This is a genomic window from Mycobacterium colombiense, assembly GCF_003284975.1.
In the GTDB taxonomy this organism is placed as follows: domain Bacteria; phylum Actinomycetota; class Actinomycetes; order Mycobacteriales; family Mycobacteriaceae; genus Mycobacterium; species Mycobacterium europaeum_A.
This window is the reverse complement of sequence record NZ_QMEU01000005.1, coordinates 109,354-127,048: the sequence shown is the minus strand read 5'-3', so window position 1 is coordinate 127,048 and position 17,695 is coordinate 109,354. Positions and strand designations below refer to the sequence as shown.

Below are 17,695 nucleotides of genomic sequence, written 5' to 3'. Positions count from 1 at the left end.
GGATCTGCGGGCTTGGTTGCGGCGCCTGCATGACGAGGTGCACGTGACCACGGTGCTGGTCACCCACGACCAGGCCGAGGCGCTCGACGTCGCCGACCGCATCGCGGTGCTGAACAAGGGCCGCATCGAACAGGTCGGATCCCCGACCGACGTTTACGACACCCCGGCGAACGCGTTCGTGATGTCATTCCTCGGTGCGGTGTCCACCCTGAACGGCACTTTGGTGCGCCCGCACGATATCCGGGTGGGCCGCAATCCCGAGATGGCGATCGCCGGCGGTGACGGCACGGCCGAGTCCGTCGGGGTGGTGCGCGCCGTCGTCGACCGCGTGGTGACGCTGGGCTTCGAGGTGCGGGTCGAGTTGACCAGCGCGGCCACCGGCGGATTCTTCACCGCCCAGATCACCCGCGGCGACGCCGAGGCGCTGGCTCTGCGCGACGGCGACACCGTCTACGTGCGGGCCACCCGGGTTCCGCCGATCGCCCTGGCCGCCAACGCAAGTCGTGCGGACGAGGCCGACAAGGATGAGAGCACGCTGACGTCGGCGTAGTCGCCGCACGAGAACCGCGGGCCGACCACTATCCGATTCGCCAACGCGCTATGGAACGTTGAACTTCTAAGACGCGTGCAAACCGCATTCGGTCTTGGCCCGGCCCTGCCAGCGTCCGCTGCGGGGATCGGCCCCGGCCAGCGGCTTGGCCGTGCAGGGTTGGCAGCCGATCGACGAATAGCCGTCGTACATAAGCGGATTGACCAGCACGCCGTTCTCGTCGATGTAGTCCTGCACGTCCTCGTCGGACCATTCGACCAGCGGGTTGACCTTGACGAGCTTGAAGCCTTCGTCGAAGCCGACCACTGGGGCGTTGGCGCGCGCGGCGGTCTCACCCCGGCGCAGCCCGGTCACCCAGGCGGAGTATCCGCGCAGCGTCTTGCCTAGCGGCGCGACCTTGCGCAGCCGGCAGCATTCGCCGGGATCGCGCGCGAACAGGTCCTTACCCAGCAGCCGGTCCTGCTCGGCGACGCTGTGTTCCGGAGTGACGTTGAGCACCCGGATGTCGTATACGGATTCGATCGCATCACGGGTGCCGATGGTTTCCACGAAGTGATAGCCGGTGTCCAAGAACACCACCGGCACACCCGGACGCACCTTGGCTGCCAGATCGATCAGCACGGCCTCCTGCATGCTGGAAGCCACCACGTAATTGCAGGTAGCCCAGCCGCGGGGCCCGTTGATGCCGCCGAATGTTTCGTCGGTCCAACGCAACACGTCGGCGGCGCTGGCGCCCTCCAGCTCGGCCGCACCGCGGGCGGCAAGCGCCCGCAATTCGGCTTCTGGAAGCTTGGTTGTTCGTTCGCTCATCGCAAATCGTCCTCGTCTGCCCTCATAGCCCACTGTGCGAAACGCTCACCCTCACCGCGATATTTCAGGAAGTTACGTGTGACCCGCTCGATGTAGTCGCCGAGCTCGTCGCTGGTGACCTTGTGCTGGCGCAATTTTCGGCCGAATCCGCTGTCCAGGCCCAAGCTTCCGCCCAGGTGAACCTGGAAACCCTCGACCGAGCCGCCCTCTCCGTCGTCGACCATCTGACCCTTGAGGCCGATGTCGGCGACCTGAATGCGGGCGCACGAATTGGGGCAGCCGTTGATGTTGACGGTGATGGGCACGTCGAGCTGCTCGTTGATGTCGGCGAGCCGGCGCTCCAGCTCGGGCACCAAAGACTGTGCCTTGACCCGGGTTTCGGCGAATGACAACTTGCAGTACTCAATCCCCGTGCACGCCATCAGGTTCCGGCGCCAATGCGACGGCTTCGACTGCAGGCCGAGCGCCTCCAGGCCGGCGATCAGCTCGTCGAGCTTGTCGTCGGGCACGTCGAGGATGACCAGCTTCTGATACGGGGTGAGCCGGATCCGGTCCGAGCCGGCCTGTTCGGCGAGGTCGGCCACCGCGGTGAGGATGGTGCCCGACACCCGTCCGGCGATGGAGGCGACGCCCACCGCGTTGAGCCCGTTCTTGAGCCGCTGCACTCCGACGTGGTCGATCGGGTGCTTCAGCGGCTCGGGGGCGGGGCCGTCGATCAGCGGCCGCTTGAGGTACTCGGTCTCTAGAACTTCACGGAATTTTTCGATGCCCCAGTCCTTGACCAGGAATTTCAGCCGCGCCTTGGCGCGCAGCCGCCGATAGCCGTAATCGCGGAAGATCGAGGTCACCGCGTGCCACACCTCGGGCACCTCCTCGAGCGGCACCCAGGCGCCGACCCGCTGGCCAAGCATCGGGTTGGTCGACAGCCCGCCACCGACCCACAGGTCCAGGCCGGGACCGTGCTCGGGGTGGTTGACGCCGATGAAGGCGATGTCGTTGACCTCGTGCACCACGTCCTGCAGACCCGAGATAGCGGTCTTGTACTTACGCGGCAGGTCGGCGAAGTCGGGCTGGCCGATGTAGCGGCGCACGATCTCGTCGATCGCCCAGGTGGGGTCCAGCACCTCGTCGAGCGACTCACCGGCCAGCGGTGAGCCCAGGATCACCCGAGGGCAGTCGCCGCACGCCTCGGCGGTCTGCAGCCCGACCGCGGCCAGTCGCCGCCAGATCTCGGGGACGTTCTCCACCTCGATCCAGTGGTACTGCACGTTTTCGCGGTCGGTGATGTCGGCGGTGTCGCGGCCGAATTCGGTGGAGATCTGGCCCACCGTGCGCAGTGCGGCCGCCGACAGCGCGCCGCCGTCGCAGCGCACCCGCATCATGAAGTACCGGGCTTCCAGCAACTCGGCGTTGTCGTCGCCGGTGAACGTGCCGTCGTAGCCCTGTTCGCGCTGGGTGTACAGCCCCCACCAGCGGAAACGCCCCCGCAGGTCGCTCTTGTCGATGCTGTCGAAGCCGTTGCGGGCGTAGACGGTCTCGATGCGCTCCCGCACGTCCAGCGGGGCGCCGGCCTGCTTCATCTCCTCGTTTGGGTTCAGCGGCTCACGATTTCCCAGTGCCCATTGGCCCTCGTTACGGGCCTTCGCGGGTCGGGCGGTGGTCATCGGAAGTTCTCTCCTTCACAAAGATCGCCAGCGCGGCGAGCACAGTTCACCGATACTTTCGGGCGGCGCAAAACCGTCTGCCAGCTGGAGACACAGGGGGGCTGGGTCTACCACGTCAAGGCAGACAGATACAGCTGCAAACGCGCTTGAGATCAATGTGCCGTCGCGCCACGAGCACCATGTGCGGGCCGGGCTGGTCGACAGTCACGCCTCCATTGTGCCATGGATGCCGAAGGGCCATGCGAGCAGGTCAAATCTTGGCTCACGGTGATTATAACTACCGGCCAAGTCCAAGCGATCCCCCCGAATGCCCAGCAGGATCATGCGGCGAAGCGGCGCGAGCGGCTGCGGCTCAGGCGGGGTCGACGGGCCCGGGTCACCCCGCTCGTCGTGGGATCATTTGGCATGGCCATTCGCGAAAAACCGGTCGAGCTGCCCGACATCGGGGTGGACGCTGGGCGCCCGTTTGGCATCTATGTGCACGTTCCGTTTTGCATAACACGATGCGGTTACTGCGATTTCAATACGTACACCCCCGCTGAGCTGGGCGGCGTCAACCCCGACGCGTGGCTGAGCGCACTGGGGACCGAACTGGAACTGGCCGCCGCGCGGTTGCAGGCACCGCCGGTGACCACCGTGTTCGTCGGGGGCGGCACGCCGTCGCTGCTGGGCGGTGCGCGGATGGCCACGCTGCTGGACACGCTGCGCCGCCACTTCACGCTGGCGGCCGACGCCGAGGTCACTACCGAGGCCAACCCCGAGTCGGCCTGGCCGGATTTCTTCGATGCCATCCGCGCGGCCGGCTTCACCCGGGTGTCGCTGGGGATGCAGTCGGTGTCGCCGAGGGTGCTGGGCGTCCTCGACCGCATTCACACCCCGAACCGGTCCGCGGCCGCCGCCCGCGAAGCCTTGGCGGCGGGCTTCGAGCACGTCAGCCTCGATCTGATCTACGGAACTCCGGGGGAGTCCGACGATGACCTGCTGCGCTCGGTCGACACGGCGATCGAGACCGGCGTGGATCACGTGTCCGCCTATGCGCTGGTGGTAGAGGAGGGCACCGCGCTGGCCCGGCGGGTCCGTCGCGGCGAACTGGCCCCACCGGACGACGACGTGCTGGCCCACCGCTACGAAATGGTCGACGCGCGGCTGTCGCAGGCCGGCATGTCTTGGTATGAAGTCTCCAACTGGTCGCGACCCGGCGGTGAATGCCGCCACAACCTGGGCTACTGGGACGGCGGTCAGTGGTGGGGTGCCGGACCGGGCGCGCACGGCTACCTCGGCACGACGAGGTGGTGGAATGTCAAGCATCCCAACGCGTATGCGGAGAGGTTGAGCGCCGCGGAGCTGCCGGTGGCCGGATTCGAGCAGCTCGATGCCGACGCCGTACACACCGAGGACGTGTTGTTGAAAACGCGTCTACGCCAAGGACTTCCGGTTGGCCTGCTCAGTTCCGCCGAGCGCGGCCGCGCCGAGGGCGTGGTCACAGACGGGCTGTTGGTGCCCGACGGTGACAGGCTGGTGCTGACTCCGCGCGGACGGCTGCTGGCCGACGCCGTGGTGCGAACGATCCTGGGGTAGCGGCGTCGTCGGCGCGGTCAGACCCCGAACCAGCGCTCGAAGACGCGGGCGATCTCGATGTAGAGCGGGATGCCCACGGTGACGTTGTAGGAGAACGTCAGACCCAGTGAGGCGGCCAGCGGCAGCGTCGGGCTGGCCTCCGGGATCGCCAGACGCTGGACCGCGGGGACGGCGATGTAGGAGGCCGCACCGCAGAGGACCGCGAACAGCACGTAGGTCCCGGTCTTGAAATCGGTGTGGGTCAGCGATGCGTAGCTGCAGGCGACGATAATGCCCAGCGTCGCAAAGACATTCGGGGCCACCAGGCCGAACACGATGAATCCGGGTCCCGCAGTGCGAAGGTCCTTCAGTTTGCGCGACGCCGTCATGCCCATCTCGAGCAGGAATAGACACAGCACGCCCTGGAAGGCCATCACGAAGAATTTGTCGTCGTCAGCCACGACCTTCTGTCCCTGCAGCCCACTGACCAGACCGATGATGATGCCCCCCATCAGAAGGACGAGGCCGGGATTGAGGAAGACTTCCTGAAACAGCTCCCGGGAGAAGATGGGCACCCGCTTGCCCTTCGGGCGCGGCGGGCTCTGGTCGGGCTCCCAATCCGGATGCTCCAGCTTTTCCAGCGAGAGCTCCAGCTCCTGCTCGATGGCCGCTTCCTCCTGGCTCTCCAGGCTCTGGCCGTGAGGAGGGCGCGCGGCGGTGCCCGGGCCGACCCCGACCTTGACCGGCGGTGTGTAGCCTGCCTCGTCGGGCATATAGCCGGTGGAGTCCATGCCCCGGTGGCGCAGTCGCGCAACGAAATACAGCGCCACCAGGCAGCCCGGAATCTCCATGACGGCCAACATCACCGGCATATAGGCGTTGAAAGCGATATTCACCGCGGCCAGGACGGCCACGCAAGTGGCGAAGGTTCCCGCCGAGTCAGACCCGTAATAGCCGGCGATGGTCGCGCGGTCGACTTTGCGTAGCGATTTCAGGCGGCTGAGCCCCAAATAGGCCAGCCCGCCGATCAGACAGTTCAGCACGAAGCCCAACACCATGAAGCCCAGGATGGCCCCGACGCTGGACGCGCTGACCTGGGCGAGCTCTTCCCCGCCGTGCCAGCCGATGGCCAGCAACAGGTACATCGTCAATCCCTGATAGATGACGTAGGGGAATTCGAACCGCACCTTCAGGATGGGAATCAGAAATCCGAAGTAAAAGAACAGCAGTAGCGGCTTGAACAGGTTATGGGTGAAGTTGTGCCAGAACTCTTGCAGCATCGATGCCTCCGTTGGTTTAAGCGCTGATCTGGGGAAGCACCGTCCGCAAGCGGAGCAACCACGAAACATCCCGACGACCGTGAAGAATTTATCCCCGCCGCCAACTCGTCGCCACTTGAAAGCACACAGGGCGGCGTCGTGTCGCGACGCTGTTGATAACCGGCAAAACTGCTGCTCACGGCGAAATCGGCGGGGCGGAAACGCGCGCGCGAGGGTACAGCGTCGGCCGCGAGTTTGGTGTGAAGGTGCTGTGTGTTTACTGTGTAGTCAAATTCGGCTCAACGCGCCGACGGGACGAGCGAGGGTCGCGCGCCGACCCCCTTTTTACGGTGCGTCACCGAAAGCCACGCCGACGGCGAGTAATGCGTGGTTATTTCCTCGAAGCCGTCGACCCGGGAAACCGAAAGCACCCCGGTTTGTGGATTGATTTCGAGCTCGTCGCCTTCGCTCGCATGCACTTCCTCGCCGTTGAAAAGCCGAATGATGAACATCGTGTTCCTCCGATCCGGCGGATGCGGGCTCCGGCGACAGTGCGCGCGCTAGGAAAAGTCTGGCTGGCGCAGCGACATCTTGTGCGGCCGCGACGTAAACGCTTGGGAAACCTTTGGAGGGGCGATCGTCACAGGGGCACGCATGGTCGGCACCCCGGCGGCGTCGCTTGCATGGCTCTAGCTGCGTGAACGGGTCGCGGGCACCGGCATCTCGCCATGCACGGCCCCTCGGCCGCGGGCCGGCCGAGGCTTTAACTCCGCGGGAGTTTTAGCTGAACGGGGCAATCGCGGGGCCACTTGGCGGGAGCGGTTGCGCACAGCTACATAGGTTAGGCTACATTTACTAACCGTGACCGAGGTCAGCGTCGAGACAAGTTCCGCCGGCTCTGAGTCGCCGTCGATCCCGCTTCCCGTGCATATCGACCCGGCGGACCTGGCGGCCGAGTTGGCCGTGGTGCTATCCGAGCGCGTCGGGGAAGAGTATCTGCTCTATGAGCGCGGTGGTGAATGGGTGCTCGCCACCGGCGTGCGCGCCATGATCGAGCTGGACAGCGACGAGCTGCGGGTGATCCGCGACGGCGTGACGCAATGCCAGCAATGGTCGGGCCGGCCGGGCCCGGTTCTCGGCGAAGCGATCGACCGGCTGCTGCTGGAGACCGACCAGCTCTTCGGCTGGATCGCCTTCGAATTCGGCGTCTACCGCTACGGGCTGCAGCAGCGGTTGGCGCCGGGAACCCCACTGGCTAGGGTCTTTTGGCCGAACGGCCGCATCGTGGTGACCCGGGAGGGGATCCGCCTGTTCGGTACCTCGGCCGACCACCGGGACGCAGTCCTGGGTGTGCTCGGCGACGGCGTGCCCGGCGTGCGCGCCGCCTCGGCGGTCGACGTGGTGGCCGACCCGTCCCGTTATCGCGATCGGGTCGCGGCGGCCGTGGGCGAGATCGCCGCGGGCCGCTACCACAAGGTCATCCTTTCTCGCTCACTCGAAGTGCCTTTCCCGCTCGATTTCCCGTCCACCTATCGGCTGGCCCGGCGGCACAACACCCCGGTGCGGTCGTTTCTGCTGCGGCTGGGCGGAATTCGCGCCGTGGGTTACAGCCCCGAACTGGTCGCAGCCGTGCACCACGACGGCGTCGTGGTGACCGAGCCGCTGGCGGGTACCCGCGCGCTCGGGCGCGGCGAGGTCCATGACCGCCAGGCCCGCGACGACCTGGAGTCGAATTCCAAAGAGATTGTCGAGCACGCCATTTCGGTACGAAGCTCGCTGCAGGAAATGGCCGAGATCGCCGAGCCCGGTACCGCCGTCGTCACCGACTTCATGACCGTGCGGGAACGGGGGAGCGTGCAGCACCTCGGCTCCACGGTCAGCGGTCGGCTCGACACCTCGAACGACCGGATGGACGCGCTCGAAGCGCTGTTCCCGGCGGTCACCGCGTCGGGCATCCCGAAAGCCGGTGGTGTCGAAGCGATCATGCGCCTCGACGAGGGCCCGCGGGGGCTGTATTCTGGTGCGGTCGTGATGATTTCGGCCGACGGCGGCCTGGACGCGGCGCTGACGTTGCGGGCGGCCTACGAAAGCGACGGGAAAACGTGGCTGCGGGCGGGTGCGGGCATCATCGAAGAGTCCACACCCGATCGCGAGTTCGAAGAGACCTGCGAGAAGCTGTCCACGTTGGCGCCGTATCTGATTGCGCGCCAATAGCTTTTAATCGGTAATCCCGATCGGCCGGCCGCGCGGTGCTTTCTGCGTCACGATTGGTGCCGTACGGACTTTCGGCCTTATTTGCCCGGTTCGCTCGCGTGCCATCTTGGAGACCGGCGACCGTGGTCTGCCCGCTGTTCGATAGCCATGAAGGCCGTCAAAGCCTGTCTTCTATTCGTATTGCAATGACGGGTAGGTAGCTGTTTCTCCGCGCCCGTTGGGAGTGAGGTCCAAAAGGCCAAAGATCGGCCAGATGGGGTCGATGGGGCTATTGTCGCCACGCACAAACGTCAGCTCACTCGACCAGCGGTGGCGGATTCCGTCTTCGTCGCGTGAAAACACGTTGAGCACCGGGAGCTGTTCGCCGTCGGGCGTTTCGCCGTGATAGTCGCGGTTGAAGGTATTGTTGCGCGAAGACAGCAGCCGCACGTTGTGCCAGCCGCGTTCCTGCGCATAGCTGCCCAGGCGAGCGGGATCTGTCTTGGCGACCACGATGAGGTTCACCCGGTCGGCGATATGTGTGGCCGGACCGTTGAGGCCGTCAACGACCGAAGTGCATGACGGGCAAGGTTGTTCGGCAAGCGGCAGCAACGCCGTTTGACCTCCGGCAGCCCCCGCGCGTGCGTCTCTGGACCAACGCGGGAACATCATGTGGTAGATGACCAGCGTGTCTTTACCCGGCGCGAACAACTCCGAGAACCTGATTCTGCTCCCATCGGCCGCGGACTCGAAAACGTAGTCCTCTGCCAGCAGACCGCCCACCGGAAGCGCCCGGCGCTGGGCGGCGACTTGTTCGCTGAGCCGCCGTAGCGCATCTTCTGTCTCCAACAACTGATTGCGAGCGCGCCGGTACTCAGCCGATTCACCCGGGAACTTGATGTTGCTGTCGCGCAGCGTATTCCGCCACGCATTCATATCGCGTGGACTGCCCTTGGGTGCCATGTCTCGTCCTTTCTTGCTATGCGGTTTACATCGCCGTGGCGGACGCGGTGCAAGCACTGCTCGCCAACGTCAGTTCGCCTTGGCCTGTGCCTCGCCTAGACGACCGGCGAGGCCCGGGCCGTCAAAAGCCGTCCTGTTGGCCCGCGCGAACTCTTCGACGGTCATCGCCGGCGTGCCGGTGACGACCTCAATGAGGTTGTTGGCGCCGGCGAAGATGCCGTCGCGGTAGTCCTGGGCGACGCTGCTGAGGTGCTGCACCAGAAACGGGCTGCGGCCTTGAGATTTCAATGCCGCGGCGAATTCGGGGATCTCGACCGGCTGGTAGCGGACTGGGATTTCGAGTAACCCAGAAAGCTTGTCGGCGATCTCGTAGTGGTTCAATTCGACTGGTCCGCACAACGGGTAGATCTGACGGTTGTGCGGTTCGGGGTTAGCGAGGACGGAGGCGACGAAGCGTCCTTGATCGGCCGCAGCTATCGGTGCATGACGTCCGGCGCCGAACGGTAGTCGTAGCACTGCTTCGTCGTTGCGCCGTGACCACTGCATTGTCAGCCATTCAGCGAAGAACGTCGGCCGGATGTGGGTGGTGATGAATGTGGTGCGATCCAACAACCGCTCCGCCAGCCAGTGTTGGCGTGCCGCGTGACTGGTGGCGTGGCGGCGGGCCGATATTTGGGACATGTTAACGACCGAGCGGACGCCGGCCTCGGTGGCAGCCTGGGCGAAGATGACCGTCGCCTCCAGCAACCGGCCGGGATCGATAGGGAAACAGAAATACGCGCCATCGACGCCTGCGAGAGCCGAACTGACGTCATCTAAATCGAGCAGATCGCCCTGCACGATTTCCGCACCCAAGGCGGTGAGCTGATCAGTTCGTTCATCAAGACGATGCACCAACGCTCGGACACGCAGTCCACGCTCAATCAGAGCTGCAGCGGCGGGCATGCCCGTCTTCCCGGTCGCCGCGGTGATAAGAAACAACCCATCGCTTGGCATGCCGAACCACTTCCCTTCGATCGCGACGGTATACAGGGATCCGTCACCTCACCGCGGACGATGATCGCCACGAATGTATACCGACCTGTTTACTTTGTTGTGTCGACGTTACCGCGCAGCGCTCCGGATGTAAACAGTTCGGTATACTTGCGGTTGTGAAGAGTATGGACCGAGCCTCGCGAGTGGCCTTCGATCGCGGCGGGCGCGGGGCCCGCGATCGGATAGTGGCCTCCGCGCGAGTGCTTTTCTACCGCGACGGCATCCACGCGACGGGAGTCGACCAGCTCGCCGAGCATGCACATGTGTCCAAAAGAACTCTATACAAACACTTTTCAAGCAAAGAGGACATTGTTGCGGCATATCTGCGCGATGCCGATGCCAACCGGGCGGTGCCCCGAGAGCGGGCGCTCGACAAGCCAGGGCTCGCGCCGCGGGACCGGTTGCTGGCGGTGTTCGAGCGCGGGAAAGAGAAACTCGTTCGCGGGTGTCCATACCACAATGCCGCTGTCGAGGCGGCCGGAAAGTTGCCGGAGGTACATGGCATCGTCCGCGCCCACAAAGACGCCTTCATCGCGCGTTTGATTGATACCTGCGCCGAAGTAGGAGTCAACGACGCGTCCTTACTTGGTAATCAGCTCGCGGTGCTCTTCGAGGGAGCAGTTGCGTTAGCGACCACACTCAACGACACCGCGCCGATGGTTTACGCGCAATCAGCCGCGGCGATTTTGATCGATGAAGCCGCTAGAGGGCCCGAGGACCGTCACTGAGATTCTGGCGCGACGGTGATCGCGCGCTCGGCCCGAGGTGCGCGCGAACAGTGTCAGACCGACGAGCCCGATTCGAGGTAATCGGCCAAAATGCGGCCGACGAGCGACTCGATGTTGGATTCGATCGAGGATGCGAGTGTGGCGGTGACGGTCGCGACCGCTTGCGTGCGGAAGCGCACCAACATGGTGATCAGCTCGGCGATTTCGGCGTCGGCCGGTAGCGGTTCGCCGGGCTTGATGCGGTCGAGCACGTGTTCGGCGCCGGCGCGCACCAGCATGTCGCTGATCTTGTCGATCTCGGGGACGATCTGTTCGTGTAGGTCGATGAGCTTGTCCAATTTGACGCCGTAGCCGCGGATTTCGTTGAACGCCTCGATGAGTTTCGGGCGGGTGATGGTGGCCTGCGTCCCATCGATCCGGATCACCTGAAGCGCCACCAGGCGCTCGAACGCATCGGCGTCGTCGACCAGTCGCTGCGCGTCGGCCAGCGACACGGTTTCCGGCTTCTCCGTCGTCCAGGTGCCGACGATGGCGGTTTCCAGACCCAGCACGTCGCCGAGGTTCTTGCCTTCCTCCCACGCGCTCAGCATTTCTCGCACGTGCGCGATGTTGTATCCGCGGTCGAGCATCGAGGTGATGAGCCGCAGCCGGGTCAAGTGGGTGTCGTTGAACAGGGCGATGCGCCCCACCCGCAGCGGGGGCGGCAGCAACCCGCGGTCACGGTAGACGCGGATGTTGCGGGTGGTGGTGCCGGCCAGCCTGGCTAGGTCGTCGATGCGGTACTCACCGGAGTTCGCGTCGCCGTGCGGCTGCCGGACGGCGGATTCGAACAGCTGGGACACCGCGCCCTCGATGAGTTGGCGGTATTCCCGCGATTGGCGCCGCACGCGCTTGGGTGCGCGCCGCACGTTGTGCAGCACGCCGGCGATGGTGCCGGGTTCGGGCCGCGGTGCGCGCTCGGTGGCCATGTCAGTGCGGCCCTCAGGCCGACGCGGTGGCCTGGGTCTGGGCGCGGCGTGCCACCGCCTGGTAGTCCTCGTATCGGAAATCCCTCATCTGGCGAAGATACTGCGTCGCGAAACCGGGGTACATCGACCCATTGAATCCGTCCTTCGTGAGGTACCAACTGCGGCACCCCGACATCCAGGTCGTCTTGGTGAGCCGGCGCTGAAGGTCCTCGTTGTGCCGACGCTGGACCTCGTCACGCACGTCGAGATAACGCAGGTCGTCGTTGAGGATGGTGGTGATGCCGCGCACGGCGTAGTCGAGCTGACCCTCGATGTAGACCAGCAGCGAGTTGTGGCCCGGTCCGGAGTTGGGACCGGTCATGACGAACAGGTTCGGATACCCGTGCACGTTGATACTCTTGTAAGCCTGTGCGCCGTCGGCCCACTCGGCGGCCAGCGAGCGACCGCCGAGCCCGGTGACCGGAAAGGGTGGACCGGTGAGATGTACGTCGTACCCGGTGGCGAAGACGATGCAGTCGAGGGGGTGCTCGATGCCGTCGCTGGTGCGAATGCCGACGGGGCTCACCGTGGCGATCGGCCAGTCGATGAGCTTGCAGTTGTGGCGTTGCAGCGCAGGGTAGTAGTCGCTGGACACCAGCATGCGCTTGCAGCCCGGCCGGAAGTCCGGTGTCAGCTGGCGGCGCAGCCAAGGATCCTTCACCTGGGCGCGCAGGTGGGCCCGGCCAAGCCGGGCGACCAGCGACGTCAGCGGTGTGTCCCACACCAGGGCCGTGGCGCTTGCCTCGTGGCCCCAGTACAGTGCCTGGCGCGCAAGCTGTTGGGTAGCAGGGAGTTTGGTGAACAACGACTGCACGGCCGGCGGGGTGGCTACGTCCAAGCGTGGCAATACCCAGCACGGTGTGCGCTGAAAGACCTTGACGAATCCGGCCCGCTTGACCAGCTCGGGGATGATCTGGATGGCGCTGGCGCCGGTACCGATGACCGCGACCCGCTTGCCGGCGAAGTCGTAGTCGTGATCCCAGCGTGCGCTGTGAATCTTGTGTCCGCGGTAGCTGTCCAGGCCCCGGATGTCGGGGAAACTGACGTCGGACAAGGGACCCGAGGCGAGCACGACGGTGCGCGCGCGAAACCTCTTGCGGTTCTTGGTGGTCGCAGTCCAGATGCCGGCTTCGTCGTCGAAGGTCAAGTCCTTGACTTCGTGGCCGAACCTGATGCGGCTGCGGATGTCGAACCTGTTCGCCATCTCCTCGAGGTGCCGGTAGATCTCGGGGGCGGGTGAGTAGGTGCGTGACCAGGTCGGGTTCTTGACGAAGGAGTAGGAGTAGAGCAGCGACGGGACGTCGCAGCTGGCGCCGGGATACGTTGTGTCGCGCCAGGTCCCGCCGACGCGGTCGGCGCGCTCGAGCAGCACGACGTCGTCGACGCCGGCCTCGGCCAGGCGGATGGCCGCGCCCAGTCCGGTGAAGCCTGCCCCGATGATGAGCGCCGCGTGGGCGCGGTTGTTTGCCACGGTCATGCCGCCGGCTCGTGGGTCAGTTCGCCGACCCAGGTGGGTACCGACGGCAGCAGCGGCCGCGGGTATCGGTCGGAAAGCCATACCATCGAGTTCGCCAGCAGGTGGTACGGGTGGCGTGGGTTGGTGACCACTCCGGCGTAGCGCCTCAGGAAACGGTAAGTCGGTACCCGCCTGGTGCTTTCGCCGCGGTCACCAAGCTCTTTGAATCGTTTTACGGCCCGGTAGAGGCGTTCTGGCTCCATGCCCATCGCGGTGATCTCGTTGCGGATCCTGTTGATCAGCGGCGCGCCCATGATCGCACCGATGATGAGGCCCGGAGTGGCATTGTGGCCGACGAAGTCGATCAGCAACCGTCGGATCTTCGCGTGTCCGATCATGTCGAGAACTTCGAAATCGACGACCAGATGGCGCGATTCGTCATTGTTGATCTTCTCGAAAACCTGGTGGCAAAGCGGGTCGTGCACCTCGTCGAGGAGGAATTTCAACAGGGCACCGTCCAGTGCGACTTCGAGCATCGGAATGACGGTGCCCAGCAGGGACAGCGGCATGTCGTCGGCCCAGCGGTCCAACCAGTCGATCGCCAGTCGTATGTTCACGTTCGGCTCGGGGATCTCGCCGTCTTCGAGCATGCCCCAGCGTTTCATCAGCGCCAGTTCGGCGTTGGCGTGGCGCTGCTCCTCGGCGTGGAAGTAGCGATAGATCTCGGCGATGGTCGGTGTGGGTGCCTTCTTCGCCAGTGCCGCGAAGCCCCTGGCGCCGATGTTCTCGATCCAGCACAGGTCGGCCATGAAAGCCTTGAGTTGTGGCCGCTGTTCGTCACTGATCAGTTCGGCGCCGGGCGCATCCCAGTCGATGTCGGCGAGTGCCCACTGACGGTCTTTGATCTTGGCAAGCATGGCTTCCATGTCGATGGCCATCGGGAGCTCCTTTTCGTTCGGTGATCAGGGCAGGTTAATGCGGGACACCAGGCCGGTCGCACGCGTATAGGTCTGTGGGGCAAGCCGTTTGATGTTCCAGCCGATCTTGGCGTCGAATTGCGGCATGCAGTACAGTTCGCCGCGGTCGTGAGCGTCCAGGCAGTCCCGGGCGACCTTCTCGGCGGATAGTCCGGTCCAGCGCATCAGTTTTGCGGCCAGTTCGCTGGATTGCTCGCTGATTCGGCCGGATTCGAGGATGTTCGTCTTGACGAAGGTGGGGCACAGCACCGTGACCCGCACCGGCGTGCCGGCCAGTTCGGCGGAAAGGGTTTCCGAGAGCGAGAGCACACCGGCCTTGCTGACGTTGTAGGCGGCCATGCCGGGCGCCGCTCCGAACGCCGCGGCTGAGGCCACGTTGATGATGCCGCGGGGGGCGCGTACCCGCTCGGCCTCGCGCAGGATCGGGGCGAATACGTGGCAGCCGTGGATGGGCCCCCACAGATTGATTCCCAGGGTCCACTCCCAATCGTCCAGCGGCGCATCGCCGATGGCCGCACCGCCGGCGCCGACACCGGCGTTGTTGATGACCAGCGTGGGTGGCGCCGCGAACCAGGCCTGCGACTGTTCGGCCAACGCTTGAACGTCCTCGAATCTCGATACGTCGCAACGGATGGCGGTCGCCTTGGCGCCCCGCTTGGTGATCGCGTCCGCCGTTTGCTGTGCGGCGTCCTGGTCGATGTCACTGCACACCACCGCGCCGCCACGCTTGCCGAGTTCGATGGCGAACGCGGCACCGATGCCGCTGCCGGCGCCGGTCACCACGGCCGAGGCGCCCTGGCTGGTTTTCGGCCTGTTGAGGAGTCTGTCCAACATGTCAGCGGGTCCCTTCGGTGACGGCGCGCGCGTCCTGCAGGGCGTGCGCGATGAAGCGCGCGACGTAGGCCATCGCCTTGGCGGCTTCCGGTGTCATGCGCGGCAGCGCCTGAAAGACATGGACCTGATGGGGCCAGATCTGCAGTTCGCATCTGCCACCGGCGGCTTGGATGTCGGCGGCGAGCTGGCGCGCGTCCCCCTGCAACATTTCAGCGCCACCGGCCTGGATCAGAGTCGGTGGGAGTGCGGGGCCACCGGCGACGTCGAGCGTCAGCCGTTGGTGGGTGAGGTCGATGCCGTTGTGGTAGAGGCCGACGAGGCGGACCGCGTTCGACGCCCGGGTGGCGGGATCGGGGCGTATCCGCTCGCGGGCCAGCGCCAGTTCGAACGTGAGGTCGTACAGGGGCGAGAACAGCACCATGGCGGCGGGATGCTCGACCCCGGGTTGCAGCAGCAAGTCCACCGACAGGTGACCGCCCGCCGAATCTCCGGCGATCACAACGCGTTTCGGCGGAACATCGCAGGCGTCGACCAGCCAGTCCCAGCCGGCTCGGACGTCGTCGGCCGCGGTGGGGAAGCGATGCTTCGGGGCGAGGCGGTAGTCGATGCAGAACACCGGCAGCCCGGTCAGGGCCGATAGCCAGGATGTCAAGCGGCGGTGGGTCTTTGGCGAGCACACGGCGTAGCCGCTGCCGTGCACGTAGTAGATCGCACCCTCGCTCGTCGACGATCGCTCGGTGCCGCTGGTGGGCGTGCGCGGTCCATAGACCCATTCACCCTTGACGCGCCGGCCGTTGGGCAGCCTGGTGTCGACGGATTCGACGCGGGTGCCCGCGAGCGAGGGGCCGAACGTCCCCATGATCCTGGCGACGATTTGGCGTGATAACCACAGACCCCAGGCCCGCTCGGGCGGGATCACGCTGGTGATCGGCCGCAGGGTGTACGTACTTACCGCTGCCGCGCCGCGGGATCGCAATGACCCACGAGCCGGAACGCCGTCCGTCATGCAACGCAGTCAACACCAAATGGTGACATTGGTCAATGGCAGCTTTGGTGCTTGGGAGCTGGTAGTCCTCTGCCGCTGTAGGTGTTCATCTTGGATGGCGAATTTCTCACAAGAATGGCGAGTGCAGGCGAATCCGCCGAGAGTGCCTACGCGCGAGCCTCCAATCCCAAATCCCGCGGGCCACTACGTCACGGCACCCGGGACGCCCAGCGTCAACTTTGGCGGGTAGCGGACTCGTGCGCCGTGTCAAGCAGTGCGACGGCCGTGCGGACATAGGCGTCGACGTCCATATCGTCGCCGTACACGCTGATCTGGATCAAGGCACCCTGCAGCAGCGACATAGCCAGCCGCCCGAACTGATCGGGGTCGATCGCCGCGGCGAGTTCGCCGCGCTCCTGCGCGGCGTGCGCGAGTGTCGCAAAGCCGTCGCGTAGGCGCGATAGCCCAGCGCGGGCGGCGGCGTTGAGTTCCGGGTCGCGCTGTTGTTCCCCGATCAGGTGAGGGAAGATACGGGCGCGCTGTTCGACGGTGCCCAGTTCGACGTTGCGGTTTTGCTCTATCAATTCTGCCAACGCTTCGCCGGGCCGGCGCAGACGGCCACCAGGCAGGGCTTCGGTGATCACCGTCGCCGCCTGAGTGAGGAACCCCATCGTCTCGGCGATGATGGCGCGTACGAGGTCGTCCTTGCCTTCGAAATAGCTGTAGACCGCACCCGGACTGAGGTCGGATTCTTTAAAGATCTCCTGCATCGTAGTGCGGTGGAACCCATCGCGCGCGAAGCAAGCAAGCGCCGCTGACAAGATCTGGCGGCGCCTTGCCGCGACGTGCTCATCGGTCACTTTCGGCATATCACCAGTGATTCTACATTGACAGCGAACGCTCGTTTCAGTATAAAGAACGAATATTCGTTTTAGGAGCCATCATGTCGTTTCAGCCGATCGCCGACCAATTGGATTCGCGCGTTGCCGGCGCGCTTGGCGATCGCGCCATCGCCAGGCGGGACCTCGTGCCCGGCACGCTGATCGCTCTGACCATGGGCGTCGGGTTCTGGCTTGCCAGCCATGGGGCCAGCCTGAAAGTCACCTTCATCCCAGGGGTCGTCGCCACCTGGTTGCTGTTTGTGTGGTGCTATCGAAGTCGGCTGCCGCTGCCCACGGTCAACAAATTCCTGCCGGCCTTCTGCTGTGTCCTGGCCGTGCAATTCGTTCACTTCACCGAGGAATTCGTCACCGGCTTTCGAACCCACTTCGCCGAGCTCTACGGTGGGGCTCCCTACTCGAATGACGCCTTCGTCTCGGTCAACATGAGCGCCTACGCGGTTATGCTCGTCGCCTGCGTGGTCGCGTTGACGACTCGGCTGCGCTTCGCAATCGTTCCCGCCATGTTTTTCATCTTCTACGGCGCGATCGGCAACGCCATCGCGCACACGTGGTGGAGCATCATGCTCGGCACCTACTTCCCCGGACTGATCACCGCTCAGCTGTACTGGATCGCGGGACCATACCTGCTCTACAAGCTGGTCGGGGACCGCCGGGTGACCGCTATGGCTGTTCTCGGGTTCGCTGTGGCACTCATCCCGCTTCTGGCGTTGGCGGCCGACACCGCGGCAGTCTGACCGCGGCGCGTTGACGCCCGTGCGCGCTGGCGTATGTGCCC

At 65.1% G+C, this 17,695-nt stretch carries 18 protein-coding genes; 5 read left to right on the top strand and 13 right to left on the bottom strand.

Annotated elements, in window-relative coordinates; all coding sequences use genetic code 11:
* The coding region (locus DQP58_RS03845) for a TOBE-like domain-containing protein (protein WP_114149350.1) at positions 1–550 on the top strand (550 nt) is incomplete at its 5' end.
* A 66-nt stretch (positions 551–616) separates the two neighbouring features.
* On the opposite strand, the gene DQP58_RS03840 is transcribed toward DQP58_RS03845, so the two are convergent.
* The 3 genes from DQP58_RS03840 to DQP58_RS27550 all read right to left on the bottom strand — a co-directional run bounded on the left by DQP58_RS03840 (position 617) and on the right by DQP58_RS27550 (position 3,205).
* Positions 617–1,360: a phosphoadenylyl-sulfate reductase gene (locus DQP58_RS03840; protein ID WP_112707172.1), complete on the bottom strand. Its 744-nt coding sequence runs from the start codon at positions 1,358–1,360 to the stop codon at positions 617–619.
* Positions 1,357–3,024: a nitrite/sulfite reductase gene (locus DQP58_RS03835; protein ID WP_112707171.1), complete on the bottom strand. Its 1,668-nt coding sequence runs from the start codon at positions 3,022–3,024 to the stop codon at positions 1,357–1,359. Before DQP58_RS03835 ends, DQP58_RS03840 begins: the two co-directional genes overlap by 4 nt.
* A 115-nt stretch (positions 3,025–3,139) precedes the next feature.
* On the bottom strand, positions 3,140–3,205 hold the full coding sequence (locus tag DQP58_RS27550) for an Ms4527A family Cys-rich leader peptide (RefSeq protein ID WP_353852123.1): 66 nt from the start codon (positions 3,203–3,205) through the stop codon (positions 3,140–3,142).
* Between the two features lie 224 nt (positions 3,206–3,429).
* Between DQP58_RS27550 and hemW the strand changes: the two genes are divergently transcribed.
* Positions 3,430–4,602, top strand: coding sequence for a radical SAM family heme chaperone HemW (gene hemW, locus DQP58_RS03825; protein ID WP_112707170.1), 1,173 nt, complete (start codon positions 3,430–3,432; stop codon positions 4,600–4,602).
* Between the two features lie 17 nt (positions 4,603–4,619).
* Here hemW and DQP58_RS03820 read toward each other — a convergent pair whose 3' ends face one another.
* A complete protein-coding gene (locus tag DQP58_RS03820) occupies positions 4,620–5,861 on the bottom strand; it encodes a sodium-dependent bicarbonate transport family permease (protein ID WP_112707169.1) in 1,242 nt (413 codons plus the stop codon).
* A 278-nt stretch (positions 5,862–6,139) separates the two neighbouring features.
* The gene (locus tag DQP58_RS03815) at positions 6,140–6,352 is read right to left on the bottom strand and encodes a hypothetical protein (protein WP_112707168.1); all 213 of its coding nucleotides are present in this window, start codon (positions 6,350–6,352) and stop codon (positions 6,140–6,142) included.
* A 349-nt stretch (positions 6,353–6,701) separates the two neighbouring features.
* Between DQP58_RS03815 and DQP58_RS03810 the strand changes: the two genes are divergently transcribed.
* Positions 6,702–8,054: a salicylate synthase gene (locus DQP58_RS03810; RefSeq protein ID WP_112707167.1), complete on the top strand. Its 1,353-nt coding sequence runs from the start codon at positions 6,702–6,704 to the stop codon at positions 8,052–8,054.
* Positions 8,055–8,225: 171 nt separating this feature from the next.
* On the opposite strand, the gene DQP58_RS03805 is transcribed toward DQP58_RS03810, so the two are convergent.
* Together DQP58_RS03805 and DQP58_RS03800 are read right to left on the bottom strand one after the other, a co-directional pair.
* Positions 8,226–8,996, bottom strand: coding sequence for a DUF899 family protein (locus DQP58_RS03805; RefSeq protein ID WP_205869325.1), 771 nt, complete (start codon positions 8,994–8,996; stop codon positions 8,226–8,228).
* A gap of 69 nt (positions 8,997–9,065) precedes the next feature.
* The gene (locus tag DQP58_RS03800) at positions 9,066–9,992 is read right to left on the bottom strand and encodes an NmrA family NAD(P)-binding protein (RefSeq protein WP_112707165.1); all 927 of its coding nucleotides are present in this window, start codon (positions 9,990–9,992) and stop codon (positions 9,066–9,068) included.
* A gap of 164 nt (positions 9,993–10,156) precedes the next feature.
* On the opposite strand from DQP58_RS03800, the gene DQP58_RS03795 reads away from it, so the two are divergent.
* Positions 10,157–10,759, top strand: a complete 603-nt coding sequence (locus DQP58_RS03795; RefSeq protein WP_112707164.1) for a TetR/AcrR family transcriptional regulator — start codon at positions 10,157–10,159, stop codon at positions 10,757–10,759.
* A gap of 53 nt (positions 10,760–10,812) precedes the next feature.
* On the opposite strand, the gene DQP58_RS03790 is transcribed toward DQP58_RS03795, so the two are convergent.
* From DQP58_RS03790 to DQP58_RS03765, 6 genes are all read right to left on the bottom strand, one after another.
* The gene (locus DQP58_RS03790; protein WP_112707163.1) at positions 10,813–11,727 is read right to left on the bottom strand and encodes a MerR family transcriptional regulator; all 915 of its coding nucleotides are present in this window, start codon (positions 11,725–11,727) and stop codon (positions 10,813–10,815) included.
* A gap of 13 nt (positions 11,728–11,740) precedes the next feature.
* Positions 11,741–13,243, bottom strand: a complete 1,503-nt coding sequence (locus DQP58_RS03785) for a flavin-containing monooxygenase (RefSeq protein WP_112707162.1) — start codon at positions 13,241–13,243, stop codon at positions 11,741–11,743.
* Positions 13,240–14,160, bottom strand: coding sequence for a reductase (locus tag DQP58_RS03780; protein WP_066868895.1), 921 nt, complete (start codon positions 14,158–14,160; stop codon positions 13,240–13,242). Before DQP58_RS03780 ends, DQP58_RS03785 begins: the two co-directional genes overlap by 4 nt.
* Positions 14,161–14,184: 24 nt before the next feature.
* Positions 14,185–15,033, bottom strand: coding sequence for an SDR family NAD(P)-dependent oxidoreductase (locus DQP58_RS03775; RefSeq protein WP_112707161.1), 849 nt, complete (start codon positions 15,031–15,033; stop codon positions 14,185–14,187).
* Position 15,034: 1 nt separating this feature from the next.
* Entirely contained in the window at positions 15,035–16,039 is a 1,005-nt protein-coding gene (locus DQP58_RS03770) for an alpha/beta hydrolase (protein WP_165827788.1), read from the bottom strand.
* A gap of 212 nt (positions 16,040–16,251) precedes the next feature.
* Positions 16,252–16,887 carry a TetR/AcrR family transcriptional regulator gene (locus DQP58_RS03765; protein ID WP_112707159.1) on the bottom strand — a complete coding sequence of 212 codons (636 nt, stop codon included), beginning with the start codon at positions 16,885–16,887 and terminating at the stop codon, positions 16,252–16,254.
* Between the two features lie 74 nt (positions 16,888–16,961).
* Between DQP58_RS03765 and DQP58_RS03760 the strand changes: the two genes are divergently transcribed.
* Positions 16,962–17,654: an HXXEE domain-containing protein gene (locus DQP58_RS03760; protein ID WP_112707158.1), complete on the top strand. Its 693-nt coding sequence runs from the start codon at positions 16,962–16,964 to the stop codon at positions 17,652–17,654.
* Positions 17,655–17,695: the final 41 nt, after the last annotated feature.

What these genes read in the sequence shown, in the direction of transcription:
- DQP58_RS03840 (WP_112707172.1), bottom strand. Translation starts at nt 1,360, where the DNA reads ATGAGCGAACGAACAACCAAGCTTCCAGAAGCCGAATTGCGGGCGCTT.
- DQP58_RS03835 (WP_112707171.1), bottom strand. Translation starts at nt 3,024, where the DNA reads ATGACCACCGCCCGACCCGCGAAGGCCCGTAACGAGGGCCAATGGGCA.
- hemW (WP_112707170.1), top strand. Translation starts at nt 3,430, where the DNA reads ATGGCCATTCGCGAAAAACCGGTCGAGCTGCCCGACATCGGGGTGGAC.
- DQP58_RS03820 (WP_112707169.1), bottom strand. Translation starts at nt 5,861, where the DNA reads ATGCTGCAAGAGTTCTGGCACAACTTCACCCATAACCTGTTCAAGCCG.
- DQP58_RS03815 (WP_112707168.1), bottom strand. Translation starts at nt 6,352, where the DNA reads ATGTTCATCATTCGGCTTTTCAACGGCGAGGAAGTGCATGCGAGCGAA.
- DQP58_RS03805 (WP_205869325.1), bottom strand. Translation starts at nt 8,996, where the DNA reads ATGGCACCCAAGGGCAGTCCACGCGATATGAATGCGTGGCGGAATACG.
- DQP58_RS03800 (WP_112707165.1), bottom strand. Translation starts at nt 9,992, where the DNA reads ATGCCAAGCGATGGGTTGTTTCTTATCACCGCGGCGACCGGGAAGACG.
- DQP58_RS03795 (WP_112707164.1), top strand. Translation starts at nt 10,157, where the DNA reads ATGGACCGAGCCTCGCGAGTGGCCTTCGATCGCGGCGGGCGCGGGGCC.
- DQP58_RS03790 (WP_112707163.1), bottom strand. Translation starts at nt 11,727, where the DNA reads ATGGCCACCGAGCGCGCACCGCGGCCCGAACCCGGCACCATCGCCGGC.
- DQP58_RS03785 (WP_112707162.1), bottom strand. Translation starts at nt 13,243, where the DNA reads ATGACCGTGGCAAACAACCGCGCCCACGCGGCGCTCATCATCGGGGCA.
- DQP58_RS03780 (WP_066868895.1), bottom strand. Translation starts at nt 14,160, where the DNA reads ATGGCCATCGACATGGAAGCCATGCTTGCCAAGATCAAAGACCGTCAG.
- DQP58_RS03775 (WP_112707161.1), bottom strand. Translation starts at nt 15,033, where the DNA reads ATGTTGGACAGACTCCTCAACAGGCCGAAAACCAGCCAGGGCGCCTCG.
- DQP58_RS03770 (WP_165827788.1), bottom strand. Translation starts at nt 16,039, where the DNA reads ATGACGGACGGCGTTCCGGCTCGTGGGTCATTGCGATCCCGCGGCGCG.
- DQP58_RS03765 (WP_112707159.1), bottom strand. Translation starts at nt 16,887, where the DNA reads ATGCCGAAAGTGACCGATGAGCACGTCGCGGCAAGGCGCCGCCAGATC.
- DQP58_RS03760 (WP_112707158.1), top strand. Translation starts at nt 16,962, where the DNA reads ATGTCGTTTCAGCCGATCGCCGACCAATTGGATTCGCGCGTTGCCGGC.